Genomic DNA, 18,317 nt, shown 5'->3' with positions numbered 1-18,317 from the left:
CGATTAGGCAATGCGCGTGCGGTCAAATTGCCTTGAGCGGCGCAGTAAATGGCTGGCCGCGCCATCTCGACAAGCTGGCCATTCCCTTTTATCCGGCGGGCCATGAGCTTGACCCCCGCAGAAGAAGCCGCCCGCAGGCGGACATTCGCCATCATTTCGCACCCGGACGCCGGTAAGACTACGCTGACCGAGAACCTGCTTCTCGCTGGCGGCGCCATTCGCCTCGCCGGACAGGTCGCCGCGCGCGGTGAGCGCCGCCGCACCAGCTCCGACTGGATGAAGATCGAGCGCGACCGCGGTATCTCGGTGTCGGCTTCCGTGATGACGTTCGAGCATGACAATCTCATGTTCAACCTGCTCGACACGCCGGGCCACGAAGACTTCTCCGAAGACACCTATCGTACACTGACGGCGGCCGACTCTGCCGTCATGGTGCTCGACGCCGCAAAGGGCATCGAGCCGCAGACGCTGAAACTCTTCGAAGTCTGCCGGATGCGTGACATCCCGATCATCACCTTCATTAACAAGATGGACCGGGAAGCGCTCGACCCGCTGGAGCTCCTCGATGAGATCCAGGACAAGCTGCAGCTCGACACCTCGCCGCTCTACTGGCCAGCCGCATCGGGCCAGCGCTTTGCCGGCATGAAAGACCTCCGCAAGGGCGACTTTGTTTCCTTCCGCAAGAAAACAGCCGATCAGGCCGACGATGTTGGCCCGTCCACGCGCATCGGCATGCAGGAAGCGCGCGGCACGCTCGACACCATGGTCATGGATGAGCTGGAAGAGGGCGCAGAGCTTGCCTCCGAAGCCCTGCCGGATTTCGACGTGAAGGCGTATGAGGAAGGCCACATGACGCCGGTCGTCTTCGGCTCGGCCCTTCGTCATTTCGGTGTGAATGAGCTTCTCTCGACATTGGCAGAATTTGCGCCCGGCCCGCGGCCCCAGAAGGCAGAGAAGAAAGACCAGCCGATCACGGTTGACCGCTCGGACAAGACTGTCTCCGGCTTCGTCTTCAAGATCCAGGCGAATATGGACCCGAACCACCGCGACCGCGTGGCATTCCTTCGCCTCTGCTCGGGTGAGTTCAAGCGCGGCATGCGCCTCAAGACGACCTCGAACAAGCAGATCAATATCCACGCCCCGCTCATGTTCCTCGCGCAGGACCGCGAGATTGCAGAGACTGCCTATGCTGGCGACGTGATCGGTGTGCCCAACCACGGCCAGCTTCGTGTCGGTGACAGCCTGTCTGAAAGCGGCGAGATCAAGTTCCAGGGCATTCCGAACTTCGCGCCTGAAATCCTGCGCCGCGCGCGGCCCAAGGATCCGATGAAATCCAAGCACTTGCGCAAGGCCCTTGAGAGCCTGGCTGAAGAGGGCGTGACCCAGCTTTTCACGCCGGTGCTCGGGTCCGACATGATCGTCGGCGCGGTCGGCTCGCTACAGATCGACGTGATGGCAGAGCGCGTGTCGGCCGAATACAATCTCGAAGTCGTCTTCGAGCAGGCCGCCTACAACGTCGCGCGCTGGGTCTCATCAGACGACCCGGCAAAGCTTGAAGCCTTCATGGAAAAGAACCGCGGCAGCGTGGGCACAGACCTCGACGGTGCGCCGGTCTTCCTTGGCAAGAACACCTGGGATGTCGGATACGTCCAGGAAAAGAACCCCGACCTCCAGTTCACCTCCACCAAGGAGCGGATGGTCTAGCGCACATCGCTGACCTATCCGGTCTCATCCTTTTCGTCGGCCGCGCGCGCTTCGTTGCGGCGTGATGGCGCTTCTTTCGGCGCGTCATCCTCGCTCGGCTTCTGCCCTTGCAGAGCTTTTGGCGCGTCCGGCCAGTCGAAATGTATGTCGCGCTGCGGGAACGGGATGTTGACCCCTTCGCGCTCGAAGACGCGCGTCAGCTCATGTCGCATTTCTGATGGCGCAATTACGACATGGTCCGCGATGATGTAGGCGCGCAGTTCGAAATCGAGCGAGCTGTCGCCGAAGCCTTTCATGACCACGTGCGGCGGCGGATCCTTCAGAACGTAGCTGACGCTCTCAGCCACTTCGAGCATGAGGCGCTCCACCTTCCTCGTATCGGTGCCATATTTGACGCCGACCGTCACAGCGACCCGCATGACGGCGCTCTTATGGGTCCAGTTGCCGAATGAATTGCTGACCAGCTCCGCGTTCGGCACGATGATCGACCGGCGGTCAAAGGTTAGCACTTCAGTCGCCCGGACATTGATCTTCTGGACGGTGCCTTCGCCGGATGGCGTCACGATCCAGTCGCCAATCTTGAAGGGGCGCTCAAACAGCAGGATGAGGCCGGCCACAAAGTTGCTCACAATGCTCTGAAGGCCAAAACCGATACCGACGGATAGCGCACCAGCGATGATGGCAAGGCTGGAAAGATCAAAGCCGATGACACCGATCGCCGAAACGAAGGCGATGATCACGCCCGCATAACCAAGCAGGGTCACCAGTGAATTGGCAGCACCGCTACTGATCTGCGACTTCGGCAGGATCTGCCGCTCCAGCGTGCGCTGGATGAGGCGCGTCGCCAGCATGATGGCGATGACAGTCAGGATCGCCGACAGGATGGCGCCGAGCGAAATACGCTGCCCGCCAATCTCGAAGCCAGCCAGCAGCCAGCGGATTTCATTCCAGAGTTCCGATGCTGGAAGCCCAAGCGCCAGAAGCAGGAATGGTGGCAGCAGCAACACGACGATCGTGTCGACGCTCGATTTGATCCAGAACTCCGAATTCATTTCGGTCGGTTCGTCGTCATCATCCTCGCGGGCTGATGCATAGCGGCGTTCCTCGACCACGCCCGACAGGAATTTGAGCGCGGCCGCGCGGATATATTCGCGCACCAGAATAGCGATTAGCAGGACGATGGAGACAAGGATCAGTCGCTCGACGAGATACCTCGAGAATGCGTGATATCCGACCAACGAGCTGACCATGATGGTGATTGCAACGGCGACCACGGACCAGCGGATGATGATGCGAAGGGTCGATTTGCCCTTCTCAGTACGTGCCCGCATCCGGACAGCAAGCCACAGTAGAAGACAGCCGGTCAGCATCGCCAGAAGGAAGGTCCGAACGCCAACCAGCGCGGCGCCGGGGGAGGTCAGGGCACCCGTTGCTGTCAGGATCGACTCAATCGCGAAAGCGATGACCAGCACGACGAAGGAAAGACTGATCGCGGCGGCGGCCTTGTCGCCAACACCGATCAGGCGGAACGCCGTCGTGCGCGGTGCCATTACGGACGAAACGAGCGCGCGCATACAGAGGACGGCGACGGTGACGAAGGCCACGCGGCGACCCGCGCTGCTCTCGAGGACATTCATGCCGAGCAGGTAGGCGCAACCGGCAATGGTCAGAACGACAGCGCCTGCCGTTGCAAAGCGCGCAAGGAAACTGCCCATGGCAACGTAAGCCACCGTCTGACGGCTCGGTCGGACTTCGGTATTCTTGCGCAGCTCCCACTTGTAGAAGAGACGATAGAGCCAGAGCAGACCTGCAAACAGGACGAGGCTGAGGCCGATCAGTATGGTCAGGGGGTAGGGCGTGCCGCGCGAGACCTGTTCGCTGCGCCAGTCCGAGATTTCCTGGCCGAGTTCTCGCCACACATCATCCGTGCGTTGAAAGGCCTCCATCCAGACAGAAGGCGAAATCGGCGACGCGCCCTGTTCAAGTATGGAGGAAACAAAAACACTATCCCGGCTCTGCGCGATACGCTCCATCAGCCGCCGGGCATCGATATCGGCCAGCCTTGCATTGGCCGCGGCGATGCTGGCTCGAGAATTGATTTCGCGAAAAGGTGCGGTCACGCCGGAAAGATCACTCTCTGCAAGTCTGGCGGCCGCTGTTTCATCGCTCCCGCCAGAGCTTCCATTCGCGGCATCACCGGCAACTTCGGCTGCACCCTCACCGGATTCGCTCGGGATAAGATCCGCAACCGAATCCAGCGCTTCCTGGGAACCAGAGCGAATTTCGATTGCGCGTGCTTCCAGCGAGGAAAGACTATCCCTGATGCCAGCAATCGCAGCGATATGTTCGCTGAGCTCTTCAGGCTCCTCGCTCTCCTCGAATTCGCTTGAGAGCTCGGCAAGGCTGGAATTGATGGTCTCCAGGCTAGTTTCGATCTCGCCGATTTCTTCCAGCGCGCGTTCGCTTGAGGTCGGCTGGGCGTGCGCGACTGGAAGACAGGCCAGCAAGATCATCAAGGCCACGCCCATGAGGGTGCGCACGCAAGAGTTCATTCTATCGACCTTCAATTCGTTGCAAGCTGACCGCGTCGTACAGCCCTCTCACGGCAAATCAATGCCGCTTGCTGGATGTGCCGAGGCGGGCAAGGACCGCGCGCGGTATATCATAATCGCGAATGATCGCATTGCGATCACGAAGACCGAGCAGCTCTCGCTGGATGAGAAAGCCGTAGACCGCCTCCACCGCCTGATCGAGCTCAATTTGATGGTCTTCGCCAGATGCCTCTGCCTCGCGATAGGCTTCCAGCCGTGCGGCAACCAGCCTGGCTGATCGGCCTAGCGCGCTTGCCTGTTCGGACGCGATCTCATGCTCCAGAGGAGACTTTGCCTCGGCGTCCTGAAAACGGCCAGCATATGTTTTTGGAGCGCGGACAGCCATGACGGCTAACCTAGGGCAGCATCAATCAGAAGGAAGGCCGAGAGCCTGGCACTTGCATTGCGCGAGGAGTGGCTCGTCTTGACGAGGGCGCTCAGTGCGTCCGCTTCTTCCACCGCCAGAAATTCACGTGCCATCAGCATCAGGTCGCTATCCATATCGAGGCGTTTCTGCACCCGCTGTACCTGACGGGAGGCGGCATCCACCACGGCCTTGCGACGCACCCCTTCGCCCTTGCGAGCAGCGGCGGCGATCTTCTTCTTGTCCCGGGGACGAAAGATATCCGTCAGGCGAATGCCTGATTCCATCAGCCGGTGAATCATCTCCTCGGCATTCTCCTCGCGGGGAAGATGCGGGCGTTCATCTCGCGCGACATCAGCAAGGATGCTGCTCCAACGCTCTCGGCGTCCGGTTTCACCAAGTTCGCTGCGATCATCGCGGCGCTCGATGACTGGCTCCGACGCTGGCGTCTGGTCAGTATTTTCCCCATTGTCATTTTCAACGAGATCCTGCGCATCGCTGCCGCCCACCGGTTTCAGGTAAGGCGGCATGCGGTCCTTCCAGCGCCTCCTGGCGGCGGATTTGTCCTCATCGGCCGCCGGACTGTCCGGGGCTAAGGCGTCGTCATCTGCGCCTGTCTCATAGGGAGACGCCGAGGTGTCATTGCTGCCAAAAAGGTCATTGTCAGTTTCCGGGCGCTTGCGCGGCGGAATAGGTGACGTGTTGTCGTCAAAGACTTCATCGTCAACAGCGTCGGTGTCTGGCCCGCCCTTCGAGGTCTCAGTAGGCTCTGGATTTTGCGCGGGCGCGAACGAAACCTGTAACCGCGCAAGCTCATCTGCATCCCTGCGAGCTTCGCGCACGGCTTCGGCTGCTTCTTCTCCCGCGCGTTTCAGGGCTGCGAGTGACTCTGCCGCTTTTTCGGCGGCCTCGCGGGCTTCCATCTGGATGTCACGCGAAGCCGTCTTTGCATTCTCCATCGCGGCTGACACAGCTTCGGTAATTCTGTCACCCGTCGTCGATGCGCTGGCAGCAACCATCTCGCTGGCACGCAGTGCCTGATCGACCATGCGGCGGGACTGCTCCAGCTTCTCTTCCATGCGCGAAACGGCAAAGATGAGGGACTCGCTGCGTTTGGTCGCTGCGACTGCCATCTCATCGAGTGCAGCCACGCGATCAGACAGTGTGGCGCCTGCGTCGCGCAGCTCGTTGAGGCGCGTTTCGAGCCCGGCATCCGCTTCGGCAATGTCCTCGGCAGCCTGTCTGGCTGAGGCATGCATCTGCTCAGCCTGGCGAGGAATGGCCTCGCTCATCTGCTTGCTCTGGTTCTCGATCTGCTCTGCCAGCATCTGCAGCGCAGATCGTTCCGAGTTGAGGCGTTTGGAGAGCTCCGTCGCCTGTCTTGCCGTCTCATGAGACACTGTTTCGAGGCGCTGTCTTTCCTCTGAAATTTCGCCCGACATGGCTTTCATTGAAGACAAGGCATGCGCCATCGCCCGGTCGACTTCCCCGGCAGACGTTTTCATGAGGCCAGCAAAACTCTGCGCCTCGCGGCCGCTCGTCTCGATCGGCGCAATCAGTCTCGCAGCTGCTTCCAGAACGACCGAGTTCGCCGCCGATGCCTGCGCATTCGCACGCGCCAGGAAACCAGCGAGCAGGATGAGAAGGCCGGGCAGGGAGAGCGCTGCAGATCCTGCAATGACTGTCACGACGGGCAGTTGTGACAGACCGGGGGAGCCGAGATAGGCGTAGACCCCTGCAAAAGCTGCAATCCACCACAGGACTGCTGCCCCGATAGCCGTCCAGACGAACACCTTACCCTCATCGCGGGCCGAGTTCAGCGCGTCGACCTCACTTGCCGGTGAGCGCTCGAACGCCGTCTGCACCGGGTTGGAGAGGCGCAATTCGTTTCGTTCTGGGATTTCTTTTTCTGCCATATCTCTCGGTCTGCGAACTTCTCGGCCGGAAACTTCCTTCAAAAGCCCGGCGAGCTAACTATCCTGTACTATGCAGCGTTAGTCTGGCGTGTGCAATTTCCCGCGTGAAATCAGCCGGTTCAGCTTGTTTCTTTAGTCTCTTTTTCGGGTTCATCCCCAGCAGGCGCGTCCGTGATAATTTCAGCGTCGACCGGCTCGCTGTCAGCCTGCGGCGTTACTGGTTTCTCGGCCGGTTTTTCCGCAGTCTTTTCATCCGCAGGCGCCTGGGCTGCCGGTTTACGCGAAACAAGTTCGAAAAGGAGATGATCACGCCACTCGCCATCGAGCTTCAGATAGCGCTCTGCGAGGCCAATCTCGCGAAAGCCAAGACGTTTCACGAGACCGCTGGAGCGCGTATTCTGGGGCATGATCGCCGCCTGGACGCGGTTCAGCTTGAAATCAGTAAACACCATGGAGAGGACTTCTTCCATGGCGCGGCGCATGATCGACTGGCCTTCATGGCGCCGGTCGAGGAAATAGCCAAAATCGCCAGTGGAGAATGGCCCCCGGCGGATGTGATCGAGGTCGATCTTGCCGATCACCTCTTCATTCTTGTGCATCACCACGAAGCGATAGGCGCGGCCTTCTTTCCACTCGATCTTTGAGCGTTTACAGGCCGCCCGCCAGTGGGAATTAGTGTAGTAATGCTCGCTGCGCGTCGGCGCGTAAGGGCGAAACCGCTCACGGTTTAGCGTCAGGAAACGCGCCACACGTTTCGGATCGCACTCATGCAGGGCAACCAGCTCGAACATTTCTACCTTTGCCCTCCAGATCGCGGCAGCTTGCTACCATGCAAGTATCTAGCCGGGATCAGGGGCCAAGCGAAAGGCCAAGCTGTGCTAAATCGGGAAGGCTGGCCGCATATGCGCGGCCAGCCTCAAATTTTAGCCGTCGACAATCTCATCGAGCGGATCGAAATCGCCGTCATTCTCGTTGACTTCCTCGCCCACGACATAGGCAGCGCCCACAGCAGCCGCGACGCAGCCAGAGAGCGACATGGAGCCCAGAAGCAGGCCAAGCGCGATCAGGGATTTGTTCATTCTCATCGTATCAGTGCCCTTTGACGGTAAATGATGAGACCCAAACGCGCGGAGAACGAAACGGTTCTCGAGGCGGGCCGAAAAATCGTTCTAGAACAGGCGTTCCTTGTCATCGACGACCTCATCGACGAGGCGGAGCAGAGCAAGCCCACCGCCGATCGTGATCAGCGAAGTTCCCAATGAATTCAGCATGTTGGACGGCAGGGCGAACTTCGCAAAGCCATCCCGCGCCTTGCGGACCTTGCGGCTCATTCCGCGGTCGAGATGGGGACGCTTTTTCTTCGGGTCCGGCATGTCGAGCGGGGTCGGCTTCCAGGTCTTGAGGAGGACGCCGGTGCCCAAGAGGGCGGCGGCGGCGATGAGGGGCTGATTCTTCTGTGGCAGGTCGGCCATGCGTGCGTATCCTTTGTGTTCTTCAGTGATTTCAATGCGCACGCGAAGGGGGAGGTTCCCGAACGACCAGCGGTTGCGGCCCGCCTTTGCCGGCGGGCGAGGTGAGAGGGCGGTCTTTTGGGCGCGTCCTTCGACCCCGGCCTGCGCCGGGGCAGGCTCCGCTCAGCTCTTTAGCCGCTTCATCCTTCGACAGGCTCAGGATGAGGTTGCATTTTATCCGAAGGATAGAGCGCCGCTAGCCGGTGTCGTACCAGTCGGACAGCGCCGCCGCGATCAGGGCGGGGAGGCAGGCCGCGAGCGCACCGAGTTCGGCCGATAGCCGGTGCAGGCCGGGCTGCGGCGCACAGGTGGGGCGGATCTCTCCGCCGGTGCGCAGCCTTGCAAGGTGGCGTGCCATGCGCCGGGCGAGCCGCTCGGGGTGCTGAAGGTGTTTCAGGAGGGTGCAGTAGCGGTGCACCAGCAGTGTTTCATCGGCGGGGCGTGGGGCACGGCGCGGCAGGGCGCTGAGGCGGGCCGCGTCCTCGGCGGTGTAGGGGCGCAGGATGCGGAGGAGGGGGAAGCCCGGTGTGCGGGTGCCCGTCCTTCGACTGCGCTCAGGATGAGCACGAGTGGTGTTGGAGGGAGCGGGTTTGCTGGACGAGACCCCGGCCTTCGCCGGGGTGAGCGGTTGCATATCTAATTCCAGCTCCGCAGCCATCAGGACAAGGAGACGGCGTAGCAGCGTTTCGAGCTGGCGCAGCCTCGACATGAAGCGGCGGGCCGCTGCGCGGGTCACCGGGGCATGGCGCGTGATGAGCCCCGCCCGCTCGGCCGCGCACTCAAGCGCGCCGATCATGGCGTTGAAGCTGTCCCTGATGAACCCGTTGGCAATCATGGGCGCAAGTATGGGTCGGGTTTGTAAGGGTGGGGAAAGTCAGGGAGTTTCCCCTTGGCGTGCTTCTCTCAGTGACCTCATGCTGAGCCTGTCGAAGCATGCTGGCGGTGCGCTTGGGGGACGGGTCCAGGAAGCTCGCCTTCCCACGGCTTGTCCGTGGGATCCATCTTCCAGAGTTTGATGGTGTTGCACGGGCGGGAGATGGGCACCACGGACGGGCCGTGGTGAGGCGCAAACCTTTAGCTAAGACTGAGCCTTAGTACGCAGCGCTTTCGTTCCGCACAGAAGGCCCCCTTCGACCCGCATTCGCGGGCCACTTCCCCCGCAGGCGGGGGAAGAAGGACTAGCGCCGATGGGGTGTCAGCCTCCCCCGCTCGCGGGGGAGGTGCCCGGCAGGGCGGAGGGGGCGAATGTGCTAATCAGGCAAACGCGTCAACGTGACCTCATGCTGAGCTTGTCGAAGCATGCTGGCGGTGCGCTTGGGGCTTCATCCTTCGACAGGCTCAGGATGAGGATTCACTCGTCTCGAACAGCCTTGACCCCTCAGCCCTCATGCGCCCAGTTTTCCCGCCAGGGCGGCAGGAAGGGGTGCTGGGCATGAGACGATTGATTCTTGGCATGGGCGTCCTGCGCTCGGGGCGTGTGGGGGCTCGGGGGGTTATGAGAAGCCGGTCAATCTCTGTGAGGCTTCGAAGGATCAGAAATCAGTCCAGTGGACTGATTTCCCTGAGAAGGCCTTGAGCGTTAGCGGAAGGCTTGCGCGAGAGATAGCAGAGATAGCGATGGGGGCAGCCACTGCCGTGGCCTTCTCCACCTTCATTTGATCCACTGGATCAAATGATTGCTGCGCAACCGGTTACGAAGTCTCGACGGCGACCATGTTGGCTGGCTGCTCTCACGCGACGGGCTGGCCCGGCCGCTTGAGGAGGGTGTGCAGGTGGATTGGTGTGGGTAGGGTGCGACGAAGCTCCCTGTCTCATCCTTTCAGAAGGAAAAACAAGGCTTTTGGAAACTGGTTGTTGACGTGTACTCTATTTGTTTCTTCTTCGCTTAGCTCACCTGGTTCAAAGTATATTTCTTCAAAATGCTCGATTTTGAAAGAGAGCCTTATCAACATTTCGAACAAATCTCCGGTTGGAAAGTGAGTGTAGGGAATCGCGAAGTTTCCTCGGGAAAAATTGTATCGACCGGTATCCTGTGATTTGTACGACTCTATCTCTAGAAATTTTCTGCTGTTTGCGCGTCCGAAATAGAAGTCAGATAAATCTTTTAAAACTAAAAACGGGTGAGTGACTACTAAGCATACTCTGCTTTTGTCAGCTTCGCTGATGCGGTTGCTTTTGCTGCCGCGTCGGCACAACTTTCTTATGCCACGTAGATAAATTCGAGGGTCTCTCAGTTCATTGAGAACGAATATCGACAGACCGAGGTCAAAGGATCGCGTAATGCTGCGTTCCCAACCTGATTGGTCAAAATTCTTCCTGATGAAGCTCACGCGTTCCGATTCATGAGTTTGCTTGGCAGCATCCAAGAAATGGCGATTGACATCAAAACCGGTGTACTGGCTAGCTCCCATCCCCAGACAAAAATTCACAGCGTTGCCAACTCCGCAGCCAAAGTCGTAGACGACATTGTCTCGAGCGAAATGAGACGCTACTTGAGAAATTGCCGGAAAAATGTGGTCATTTCGAATTCGATCTGGGGCTGTTCCATATTCGTCAATCCAGTACTCAGCGTACTGACGGTCTCTTTCCTCTTCGAGACTGCTGCGATCAACTCGTGAGATGCCTTTTACATGTTCAATGTCAGACTGGCGATGAAGCAGATAGGGCTTTGGTCTTTTGGGCATCGGAGTTCTCTGTATTCATCTGTTTCAGAAGTTCGCAAGCTAGGTAGAACTTCCAGTGCCAAACGCTTTCGATCAGCTTTTTATCCTTGGCCGCATATTTTAGCCAGTCGCTGAATTTAAGTCGCTTTAAGCGAATGTCGGTTTTAACAATATTTTCTCGCACGCGACCGTTTCCATCTAATACTCCGACAAAAAAACCTGTGGCAGCTTCCGATGCCAGTTTTGGAAATCCATACTGTGCAAGCCCAGTTCGGTTGTCATGCTCACCTACGATCGACGAGTTATAATTGAATGTTATCTTGATTTCGTGGTTCAAGTCAAAGTGTAAAGAGTCGGAACTAAATCTCGCGTAGATTTTTTTTGTTTTGCAATATTCACAATCAAATTCAATTGTTTCGCCGTAGACCGAGAATTCATTATTGTTGAATCTCCGCCAAATACGAAACATGGTTACATAGTTTTTGCCGTTTTGACTGATTTTTTCTACCCAAGTGCCCTCTGTTTTTACTTTTCGATCCCAAATCATACGAAGAATTCGGATTTGACGAAATGAGATGCTCAGCAGTGCAGGAATGAAGAACAGAATCGACGCATTTACTGCATCCCTCTCTCTCTGGCTGAGGTTTTCCGGGTCATATCCCAGAAGAATTGCGAGAACTTGGGATAATACCTCCACCAAGCCCCAAATTATTTCGAATAGCGCGGCGAACACCTAGACCCCCTAATTTCCCACCGTAGGTCAAAGATTTACTCTGATACTAAATTTTCGATTGTAAACCGTTGGTCTGAATTTCGTTTAGTTGGTCAGCACTGACGGGGTGCCGTCGCCGAAGTCGTGCACTAATTGAGCCGATGTCTCGAGTGGTCCGAGCAGCGATCAGATTAATGATTTCAGTTGGAAAGGAAATGGTGGAATCATGCCGTCCTTGAACTACGGCATCAAGGTGGCACGTAGTCTTCGGGCAATTTAATGTCATCAGGTATCAGCCGCGCCTTCGACCTAAATGCGTATTTCGTGGACCGAATAAGTTCACTGAGCGCGCCCGGTCGAACCCTCATCCTTCGACTTCGCCCAGGATGCGGGTTTAGAGTCCCAGCTCGCCCTCCCTCAACTTCTTCACCTCATCGCGCAGCCTCGCCGCCTCTTCAAACTCAAGGTTCGCTGCAGCTTCGCGCATCTGTTTCTCGAGGCTGGCGATGACGGCCTGGACGTTGTGGCCTGAGCCGGGTTCGAGTTTGGCGACGGCCTCTTCGGCCATGCCGCGGGCGGGGAGCTTGCGGGACTTGCCGCCCTTGAGCTGCTGGGTCTTGCCGCGGGCTTCGCCGAGATCGGCGAGGATGTCGGCGACGGCGCGTTTGATCGTGGTCGGCGTGATGCCGTGCTCTTCATTATGGGCGATCTGCTTCTCGCGCCGGCGTTCGGTCTCGTCCATGGCGCGCTGCATGGAGCCGGTGACCTTGTCGGCATAGAGGACGACGCGGGCGTCTGCGTTCCGGGCGGCGCGGCCAATGGTCTGGACCAGCGAGGTTTCAGACCGCAGGAAGCCTTCCTTGTCGGCGTCGAGAATACCGACAAAGCCACATTCCGGGATGTCGAGGCCCTCGCGCAGGAGGTTGATGCCGACGAGGACGTCGAACTCCCCAAGGCGCAGGTCACGGATGATCTCGATCCGCTCCACCGTGTCGATGTCAGAGTGCATGTAGCGCACGCGCACACCGTTCTCGTGCAGGTATTCGGTGAGGTCCTCGGCCATCTTCTTGGTCAGCGTGGTGACGAGGGAGCGCATGCCCTTTGCGGCGACCTCTTTCACCTCGGCGAGGAGATCGTCGACCTGGTTGATATTGCCATTGTCCTTTGTGCCCGTGACGGGGCGGACTTCGACGGGCGGGTCGATCAGGCCGGTCGGGCGGATGACCTGTTCGGTGAAGACGCCGCCGGTCTGCTCCAGCTCCCATGAACCGGGGGTGGCCGAGACATGGATGGTCTGTGGACGCATCGCCTCCCATTCGGGGAATTTGAGCGGGCGGTTATCGATACATGACGGCAGGCGGAAGCCGTATTCGGCGAGGGTGGACTTGCGGTTGAAGTCGCCCTTGAACATGGCGCCGATCTGCGGAACGGTCTGGTGGCTCTCATCGACGAAGACGAGGGCATTGTCCGGCAGATATTCGAACATGGTGGGCGGCGGCTCGCCCGGCAGGCGGCCGGTGAGGTAGCGGCTGTAGTTCTCGATGCCGTTGCAGGAGCCGGTGGCGGCCATCATTTCGAGGTCATAGGTGCAGCGCTGTTCGATCCGCTGGGCCTCGAGCAGCTTGTTGTGCTTCTCGAAGTGCTCGATCGTTTCCTTGAGTTCTTTCTTGATCGAGTTGATGGCGTTGTTCAGCGTCGGGCGCGGCGTGACATAGTGGCTGTTGGCGTACATCTTGATCGCGGGGAGATCTGCGATCTTCTTGCCGGTGAGGGGGTCGAACTCGACGATGCTCTCCAGCTCATCGCCGAAGAAGGAGAGCTTCCAGGCGCAGTCATCAAGGTGGGCCGGGAAGATGTCGAGCACGTCGCCCTTGAGGCGGAAGGTGCCGCGCTGGAAAGCGCTGTCATTGCGGGTGTATTGCAGGGCGACGAGCTTCTGCGTCACCTCGCGCGGGTCGATCTGCTGGCCCTCTTCGAGCTTGAAGGTCATCGAGGTGTAGGTCTCGACCGAGCCGATACCGTAGATACAGGAGACCGACGCCACGATGATGACGTCATCGCGCTCCAGGATGGCGCGGGTGGCCGAGTGGCGCATCCGGTCGATCGCCTCGTTGATGGAGGATTCCTTCTCGATATAGAGGTCCGAGCGGGGGACGTAGGCTTCGGGCTGGTAGTAGTCGTAATAGGAGACGAAATACTCCACGGCATTGTCCGGGAAGAAGGATTTCATCTCGCCATAAAGCTGCGCCGCGAGCGTCTTGTTGGGCGCGAGTATGAGGGCGGGGCGCTGCACCGCCTCGATGACCTTGGCCATGGTGAAAGTCTTGCCCGTGCCGGTCGCGCCGAGGAGGACCTGGTCGCGCTCGCCCTGCTGGATGCCTTCGACGAGCTCGGGGATGGCGGTGCGCTGGTCGCCGGCGGGCTCATAGTCGGAGGCGACCTTGAAGCGCTTGCCGCCCTCGATCTTTTCCCACTGGCGGTCAGGCCTGTGCGGCGTCCAGTTGTCGGATGGCAGCGTGCCCGACGCATCGCGCGCGGCGCCGGACCAGTTGAATGTGGCGGAAGCGTCCGAGACGCCGGAAGGGGAACGGGACATGAACGGCAAGATGGGGCGAGGTGGGGGCGGCGTAAAGGTCTAATAGTGCAGTGGGGGTGTGACGCGGGTTTGGTGTGGGGGTGGCTGGCGGAGCGCCGGGTCATCACATCCTCGCGAGGGGCGCCGCGTCAACATTGACAAGGGGAATCCGAAACCGTCGATTGAAAGGAAAAACGATGTGCCCGCAAACCCAAAAATGGGCGCACAAATGGAGGAAGCGGCCCATGGCAATTGTGGACCCGGAAGTTGCAGCCGCTGCTGCAGCAAAGCCTGTCTCGGCGAGTCACGGCCTAACGCGGCGTGCGATCTATCTGCATGGCTCGCTGGCGATCCCGCTGGCGATCTATGGCTATCCGCTGGCGATCTGGCTGCCGGCCCATTATGGCGCGAGCCTCGGGAGCCTGGCGCTGGTCGGGACGCTGCTGATGCTGGCACGGTTCACGGATGTGTTCACCGATCCGCTCATGGGCGAGATTTCGGACCGGGGGCGGACGAGGTTTGGCCGGCGAAAGCCCTATATGGTGCTGGGTGCGCCTTGCCTGATGATCTCGTCCTGGTTCCTGTTTGTTCCGCCTGACAGCGCGGGCGTGCTCTACCTGCTCTGCTGGCTGACGGCCTTCTTTGCCTCCGCCACCATGATCCAGATCCCGTTCCGTGCCTGGGGCGCAGAGCTGTCAGCCGACTATCATGTGCGCAGCCGTATCACTGCTGCGCGGGAGTTCTTCGTCCTTAGCGGCCTGCTTCTGGCGGCTGCTGTGCCGATGGTCGTCGAGATCGTGGCGGATGGCGGCGCTGTGAGTGAAGTGTTCGTTTCCATGTGGCGGGACATGATCGGTGCGTTCTCCGGCGATATCATGAACCGGGTGCCGAGCGATCGGTCGGCGCTGACGGGGCCGGTCCTGTTCTGGCTCGCCATTACGATCATTGTTCTTGTGCCGCTGCTGACGGCGCTTGTTGTGACGACGGTGAAGGAGCCGCCGCCAGCTGCGCGCGAGAGAGTGCCTGTCATCGAGGGCTTCAAGCATATGTGGCGCAACGGCCCGATGCGCCGGGTGCTGCTTATCGCGTTTTTCGTGATTGCCGGGGAGAGCCTGCGCAATGCGGTATCGCTCTTTTTCATTCGCGATATCGTCGGCATCCCGACAATTGGTGCGGCCTATTTCCTTTATTTCGTGGCAGGCATCGCCGCGATCCCGTTCTGGCTCTGGATGGGCAAGAAGGTGGGTAAGCACAGGGCCTTTCTGGGCACGCTTGGCTTCGTCAGCTTCGTGAGCGCAGCCAATCTGCTTCTCGGTTATGGCGATTACCTCGCCTTCTTCTGCCTCTTCCTGCTCAAGGGATTTGCGTTTGGTGGGCTTCAATTCCTGCCGCTGGCCATGCTGGCTGACGTGATCGATGTGGACAGTGCGCGGTCCGGTGGACGCCGGGCGGGCGCGTATTTCGCCGTGATCGGCCTGTCAGAGAAGCTGGCCGCGGCGATCTTTACGGGCGTTGCGCTGAATATCGTCGGCCTGCTTGGCTATCAGGCGATGGGCGGGGCGAGTGCGTCTGCGGAAGAGGGCGTTCTGGCGCTTCGCCTGGTCTACTGCCTCGGCCCCATCGCGCTCTATAGCTTGGCTGTGCCGCTCATCTGGAGCTATCCGCTGACCCCTGAGCGCCATGCCCGTCTGCGCGCGCGGCTGGAGCGGCGGTCGGCGAGACTGGCCGCAGCGAAGGCCGCCGACAGCTGATTTCCGTCGACTGCAATCTGAATGGCGTGAGGGAGGGAAAAGTGCTGAAACCGGCCCCGCAGACGATGTGCAGGGCCGGTCTCGCATGATGGAGCCTAGAAGCGGGCGTTCAGGCTGACCCAGTAGCTGCGGGCCTTGTCCTTATTGTTGTAGTCGTCCTGGAAATTCGGCTCATACGTGCCGTTTCCGAGGTCCACAAAAGTCGTCTGATAGCTGGTGAAATCCTCGTCGAGGAGGTTGTTCACCCGGGCGCTGATCGTGACGAAGTCATTGACCTCATACTGGGCGCTCAGATTGAAGACGTTGTACTCCTCAAAATAGAGATGCTCGCCAGTCGTCGCGTCGAGACCGCGATAGCGATCGGACCTCAGTTCATACCCAAGCTGCGAACTCAGCCGGTCGGTCACATTCCAGTCGAGCGTGACGTTCGCCATGTGCTTGGCCGTATTGGTCAGGGGCTCGCCCTCTGACGGCCCGCTCTGCTGCTCACTATCCGTGTAGGTGTAGTTGGCGCGCAAGGAGAGGTCGTCGATGATCTGGTAGCGGCCAGCAATTTCGACGCCCTGAATACGGGCTTCGTCGATATTGATTGGCTGGCGCAGGCTGCCGACGCCGAGCACATCTGAATAGGCGCCGAGGTTCGCACAAGGCCGCACGCCACCTGTCTGGGCACAGGTGGCCGTGACAGTCGTTGAGGAGATCTTGTCCTCAAAGTCATTGTGAAACCAGGTGATGTTGAAGTTGTGCCCACCGGTCAGCGCCGTCCAGTAGAGCGCGATTTCGCTGTTCACGCTGGTCTCTGGCTCAAGCTCCGGGTTGCCGGTCCACGGCACGGTGCCCTGGCCACCAAAGCCTGTGATGCCGTCATAGAGGTCGGTGGTCTTCGGCGTCTTGTAGCCAGTGCTGACGCCGCCCTTTACCGTCCAGGCTGGAGACAGGGTGTAGACCGCATAGAGGCGCGGGCTGGTGTGGGAGCCGAACACCTCGTGGTCATCAAAGCGAACGCCGCCAGTAATGGTGAGGGGTTCAATCGGTGACCAGTTATCTTCGGCAAAGACGGACCACATTTCCTGATCCTGCACGGCCTGAAGGCCTTCGGCGGTGTCCTCGAGACCGAAGACGCCGTCTTCCAGCTCTCCATCGATGACCTGACCGCCGATGACGAAGCGGTGGTCGCCGACAAAGCCGGACACGGGAATGTCGACGCGGGCGTCAAGCGTGTACTGGCTGCTTTCGAGGGTCCGCTTCGGACGCGGCAGGAATGTATCTTCAGCGATGGCGCGGCGCTCATCCTCAGACAGGCCTGCGAACTCGCCAGTGCCATTGTACAGACGATCCAGAAGCACGCGCTCTGCGACAGAGAAGGGCAGCGTGCGGCCATCGTTGGACGTGTCGACATAGGCCAGCGAGACAAAGCTCGACCCGAAATTCCAGTCGCCTTCATGGGTCAGGGCCCAGTTCTGGCGCTCATATTTCTGTTCAGCCGCATAGCCGACGCGGGGGGCGACAATGCCGCCACGCGTCTGCCAGATCGTGTCGATGCTATCGAGGGTGCCGAGCGGGAAGCTGACGGCCCCGGTATCAGGGTCGTAAGTCGGCGTATTGTCATAGCTTTGCGTGGAAAAATCGTAGTCGAAGACGACTTTCTGCTGCGCAGTCGGCGTCCAGTTCAGCGTGAAACCGGCGGCCTTATTTGTATTGTCGACCGTGCGTCCACCGCTCCCGAAGCCAAGGCTGCGAACGTGCACGACGCCAGCCGGATCGGTTACCGGTTCGAACTCCGGGTTCGACGCGATGCGCTCATAGACCGAACCACGCAGCGAGAGGCCGAGACGGTCCTGAATGATTGGGCCGGAGACGACTGCGTCAAAAGTGATGTCGTCGCCGAAATTGTCATTCTCCTGGAAACTGCGGCCGACCGTGGCGGAGCCGCTCCAGCGGTCAAACTGGCGCTTCGTAATAATGTTGATCACGCCGCCAAGCGCATCGGCGCCGTAGAGAGTGGAGGCCGGGCCACGGATCACCTCGATCCGTTCGATCGTGTCGAGCGGTGGAATGTGGTTGAACTGGTTGCCGCCGAAATTGTTCGGGTAAATGTCGCCGTGATTGTTCTGGCGTTTGCCGTCGATGAGGACCAGCGTGTAGTCGGCGCCCATGCCGCGAATACTGATCGTGCGCTGGCCGGTCTTGTCGGAGGTCTCGCCGACATCAACACCTTCCAGATCGCGCACCGCGTCGATGAGTGTCATGTAGGGGCGCTCTTGCAGGACATCGACAGGCACCACGCTGATACTTGCCGGCGCATCTGTCAGCTTCTGCTCGAAGCCTGCTGCGGTAACGACGATGTCGTCCATGCGCATTTCACCAGCCGCTTCATCCTGCGCGCTGTTGCGATCGACGGTCTCTGGATCGTCCTGAGCTGTTTGAGCGACCGCGAGCGGCGCGGAGAAGATCAGTGTCATGGCGGCGCCAGCGAGTGCTGATTGCCTGAGAAGTTCGTACTTGGTCATTGCCTCATCCCGTAGTGCAA

At 59.6% G+C, this 18,317-nt stretch carries 13 protein-coding genes; 2 read left to right on the top strand and 11 right to left on the bottom strand.

From position 1 onward, the window contains the following. Nucleotides 1-102: 102 nt before the first annotated feature. The gene (locus D1222_RS00900) at nt 103-1,704 is read left to right on the top strand and encodes a peptide chain release factor 3 (RefSeq protein WP_119453672.1); all 1,602 of its coding nucleotides are present in this window, start codon (nt 103-105) and stop codon (nt 1,702-1,704) included. A gap of 14 nt (nt 1,705-1,718) precedes the next feature. Here D1222_RS00900 and D1222_RS00895 read toward each other — a convergent pair whose 3' ends face one another. The 10 genes from D1222_RS00895 to uvrB form a co-directional block, all read right to left on the bottom strand. Beyond that, on the bottom strand, nt 1,719-4,256 hold the full coding sequence (locus tag D1222_RS00895) for a DUF3772 domain-containing protein (RefSeq protein WP_119452361.1): 2,538 nt from the start codon (nt 4,254-4,256) through the stop codon (nt 1,719-1,721). Between the two features lie 58 nt (nt 4,257-4,314). Further along, complete coding sequence (locus D1222_RS00890; protein WP_233348450.1) at nt 4,315-4,641, bottom strand: DUF6665 family protein; 327 nt, start codon at nt 4,639-4,641, stop codon at nt 4,315-4,317. 5 nt (nt 4,642-4,646) lie between these two features. After that, on the bottom strand, nt 4,647-6,575 hold the full coding sequence (locus D1222_RS00885; protein WP_119452360.1) for a hypothetical protein: 1,929 nt from the start codon (nt 6,573-6,575) through the stop codon (nt 4,647-4,649). Nucleotides 6,576-6,694: 119 nt separating this feature from the next. Beyond that, nucleotides 6,695-7,366, bottom strand: coding sequence for a GNAT family N-acetyltransferase (locus tag D1222_RS00880; RefSeq protein ID WP_119452359.1), 672 nt, complete (start codon nt 7,364-7,366; stop codon nt 6,695-6,697). 132 nt (nt 7,367-7,498) lie between these two features. After that, a complete protein-coding gene (locus D1222_RS15690) occupies nt 7,499-7,654 on the bottom strand; it encodes a hypothetical protein (protein ID WP_182481825.1) in 156 nt (51 codons plus the stop codon). Between the two features lie 90 nt (nt 7,655-7,744). Next, nucleotides 7,745-8,047, bottom strand: a complete 303-nt coding sequence (locus tag D1222_RS00875; RefSeq protein ID WP_119452358.1) for a hypothetical protein — start codon at nt 8,045-8,047, stop codon at nt 7,745-7,747. 235 nt (nt 8,048-8,282) lie between these two features. Further along, nucleotides 8,283-8,921 (bottom strand): hypothetical protein, encoded by a 639-nt coding sequence (locus D1222_RS00870; protein ID WP_119452357.1) that lies wholly within the window; start codon nt 8,919-8,921, stop codon nt 8,283-8,285. Between the two features lie 976 nt (nt 8,922-9,897). Then, nucleotides 9,898-10,770, bottom strand: coding sequence for a class I SAM-dependent methyltransferase (locus tag D1222_RS00865; RefSeq protein WP_119452356.1), 873 nt, complete (start codon nt 10,768-10,770; stop codon nt 9,898-9,900). Next, nucleotides 10,727-11,482, bottom strand: coding sequence for a hypothetical protein (locus D1222_RS00860; protein WP_119452355.1), 756 nt, complete (start codon nt 11,480-11,482; stop codon nt 10,727-10,729). Before D1222_RS00860 ends, D1222_RS00865 begins: the two co-directional genes overlap by 44 nt. 373 nt (nt 11,483-11,855) lie before the next feature. Continuing rightward, a complete protein-coding gene (gene uvrB / locus D1222_RS00855; protein WP_119452354.1) occupies nt 11,856-14,057 on the bottom strand; it encodes an excinuclease ABC subunit UvrB in 2,202 nt (733 codons plus the stop codon). Between the two features lie 224 nt (nt 14,058-14,281). On the opposite strand from uvrB, the gene D1222_RS00850 reads away from it, so the two are divergent. Next, entirely contained in the window at nt 14,282-15,787 is a 1,506-nt protein-coding gene (locus D1222_RS00850; protein WP_119452353.1) for an MFS transporter, read from the top strand. 95 nt (nt 15,788-15,882) lie between these two features. On the opposite strand, the gene D1222_RS00845 is transcribed toward D1222_RS00850, so the two are convergent. Further along, complete coding sequence (locus D1222_RS00845) at nt 15,883-18,297, bottom strand: TonB-dependent receptor domain-containing protein (RefSeq protein ID WP_233348449.1); 2,415 nt, start codon at nt 18,295-18,297, stop codon at nt 15,883-15,885. Nucleotides 18,298-18,317: the final 20 nt, after the last annotated feature.

Origin of the sequence: Henriciella algicola (assembly GCF_003576245.1) — a bacterium.
GTDB classification, from domain to species: Bacteria; Pseudomonadota; Alphaproteobacteria; order Caulobacterales; family Hyphomonadaceae; genus Henriciella; species Henriciella algicola.
The sequence above is the reverse complement of the archived record's forward strand: the minus strand, read 5'-3'. Positions and strand labels throughout refer to the sequence as shown.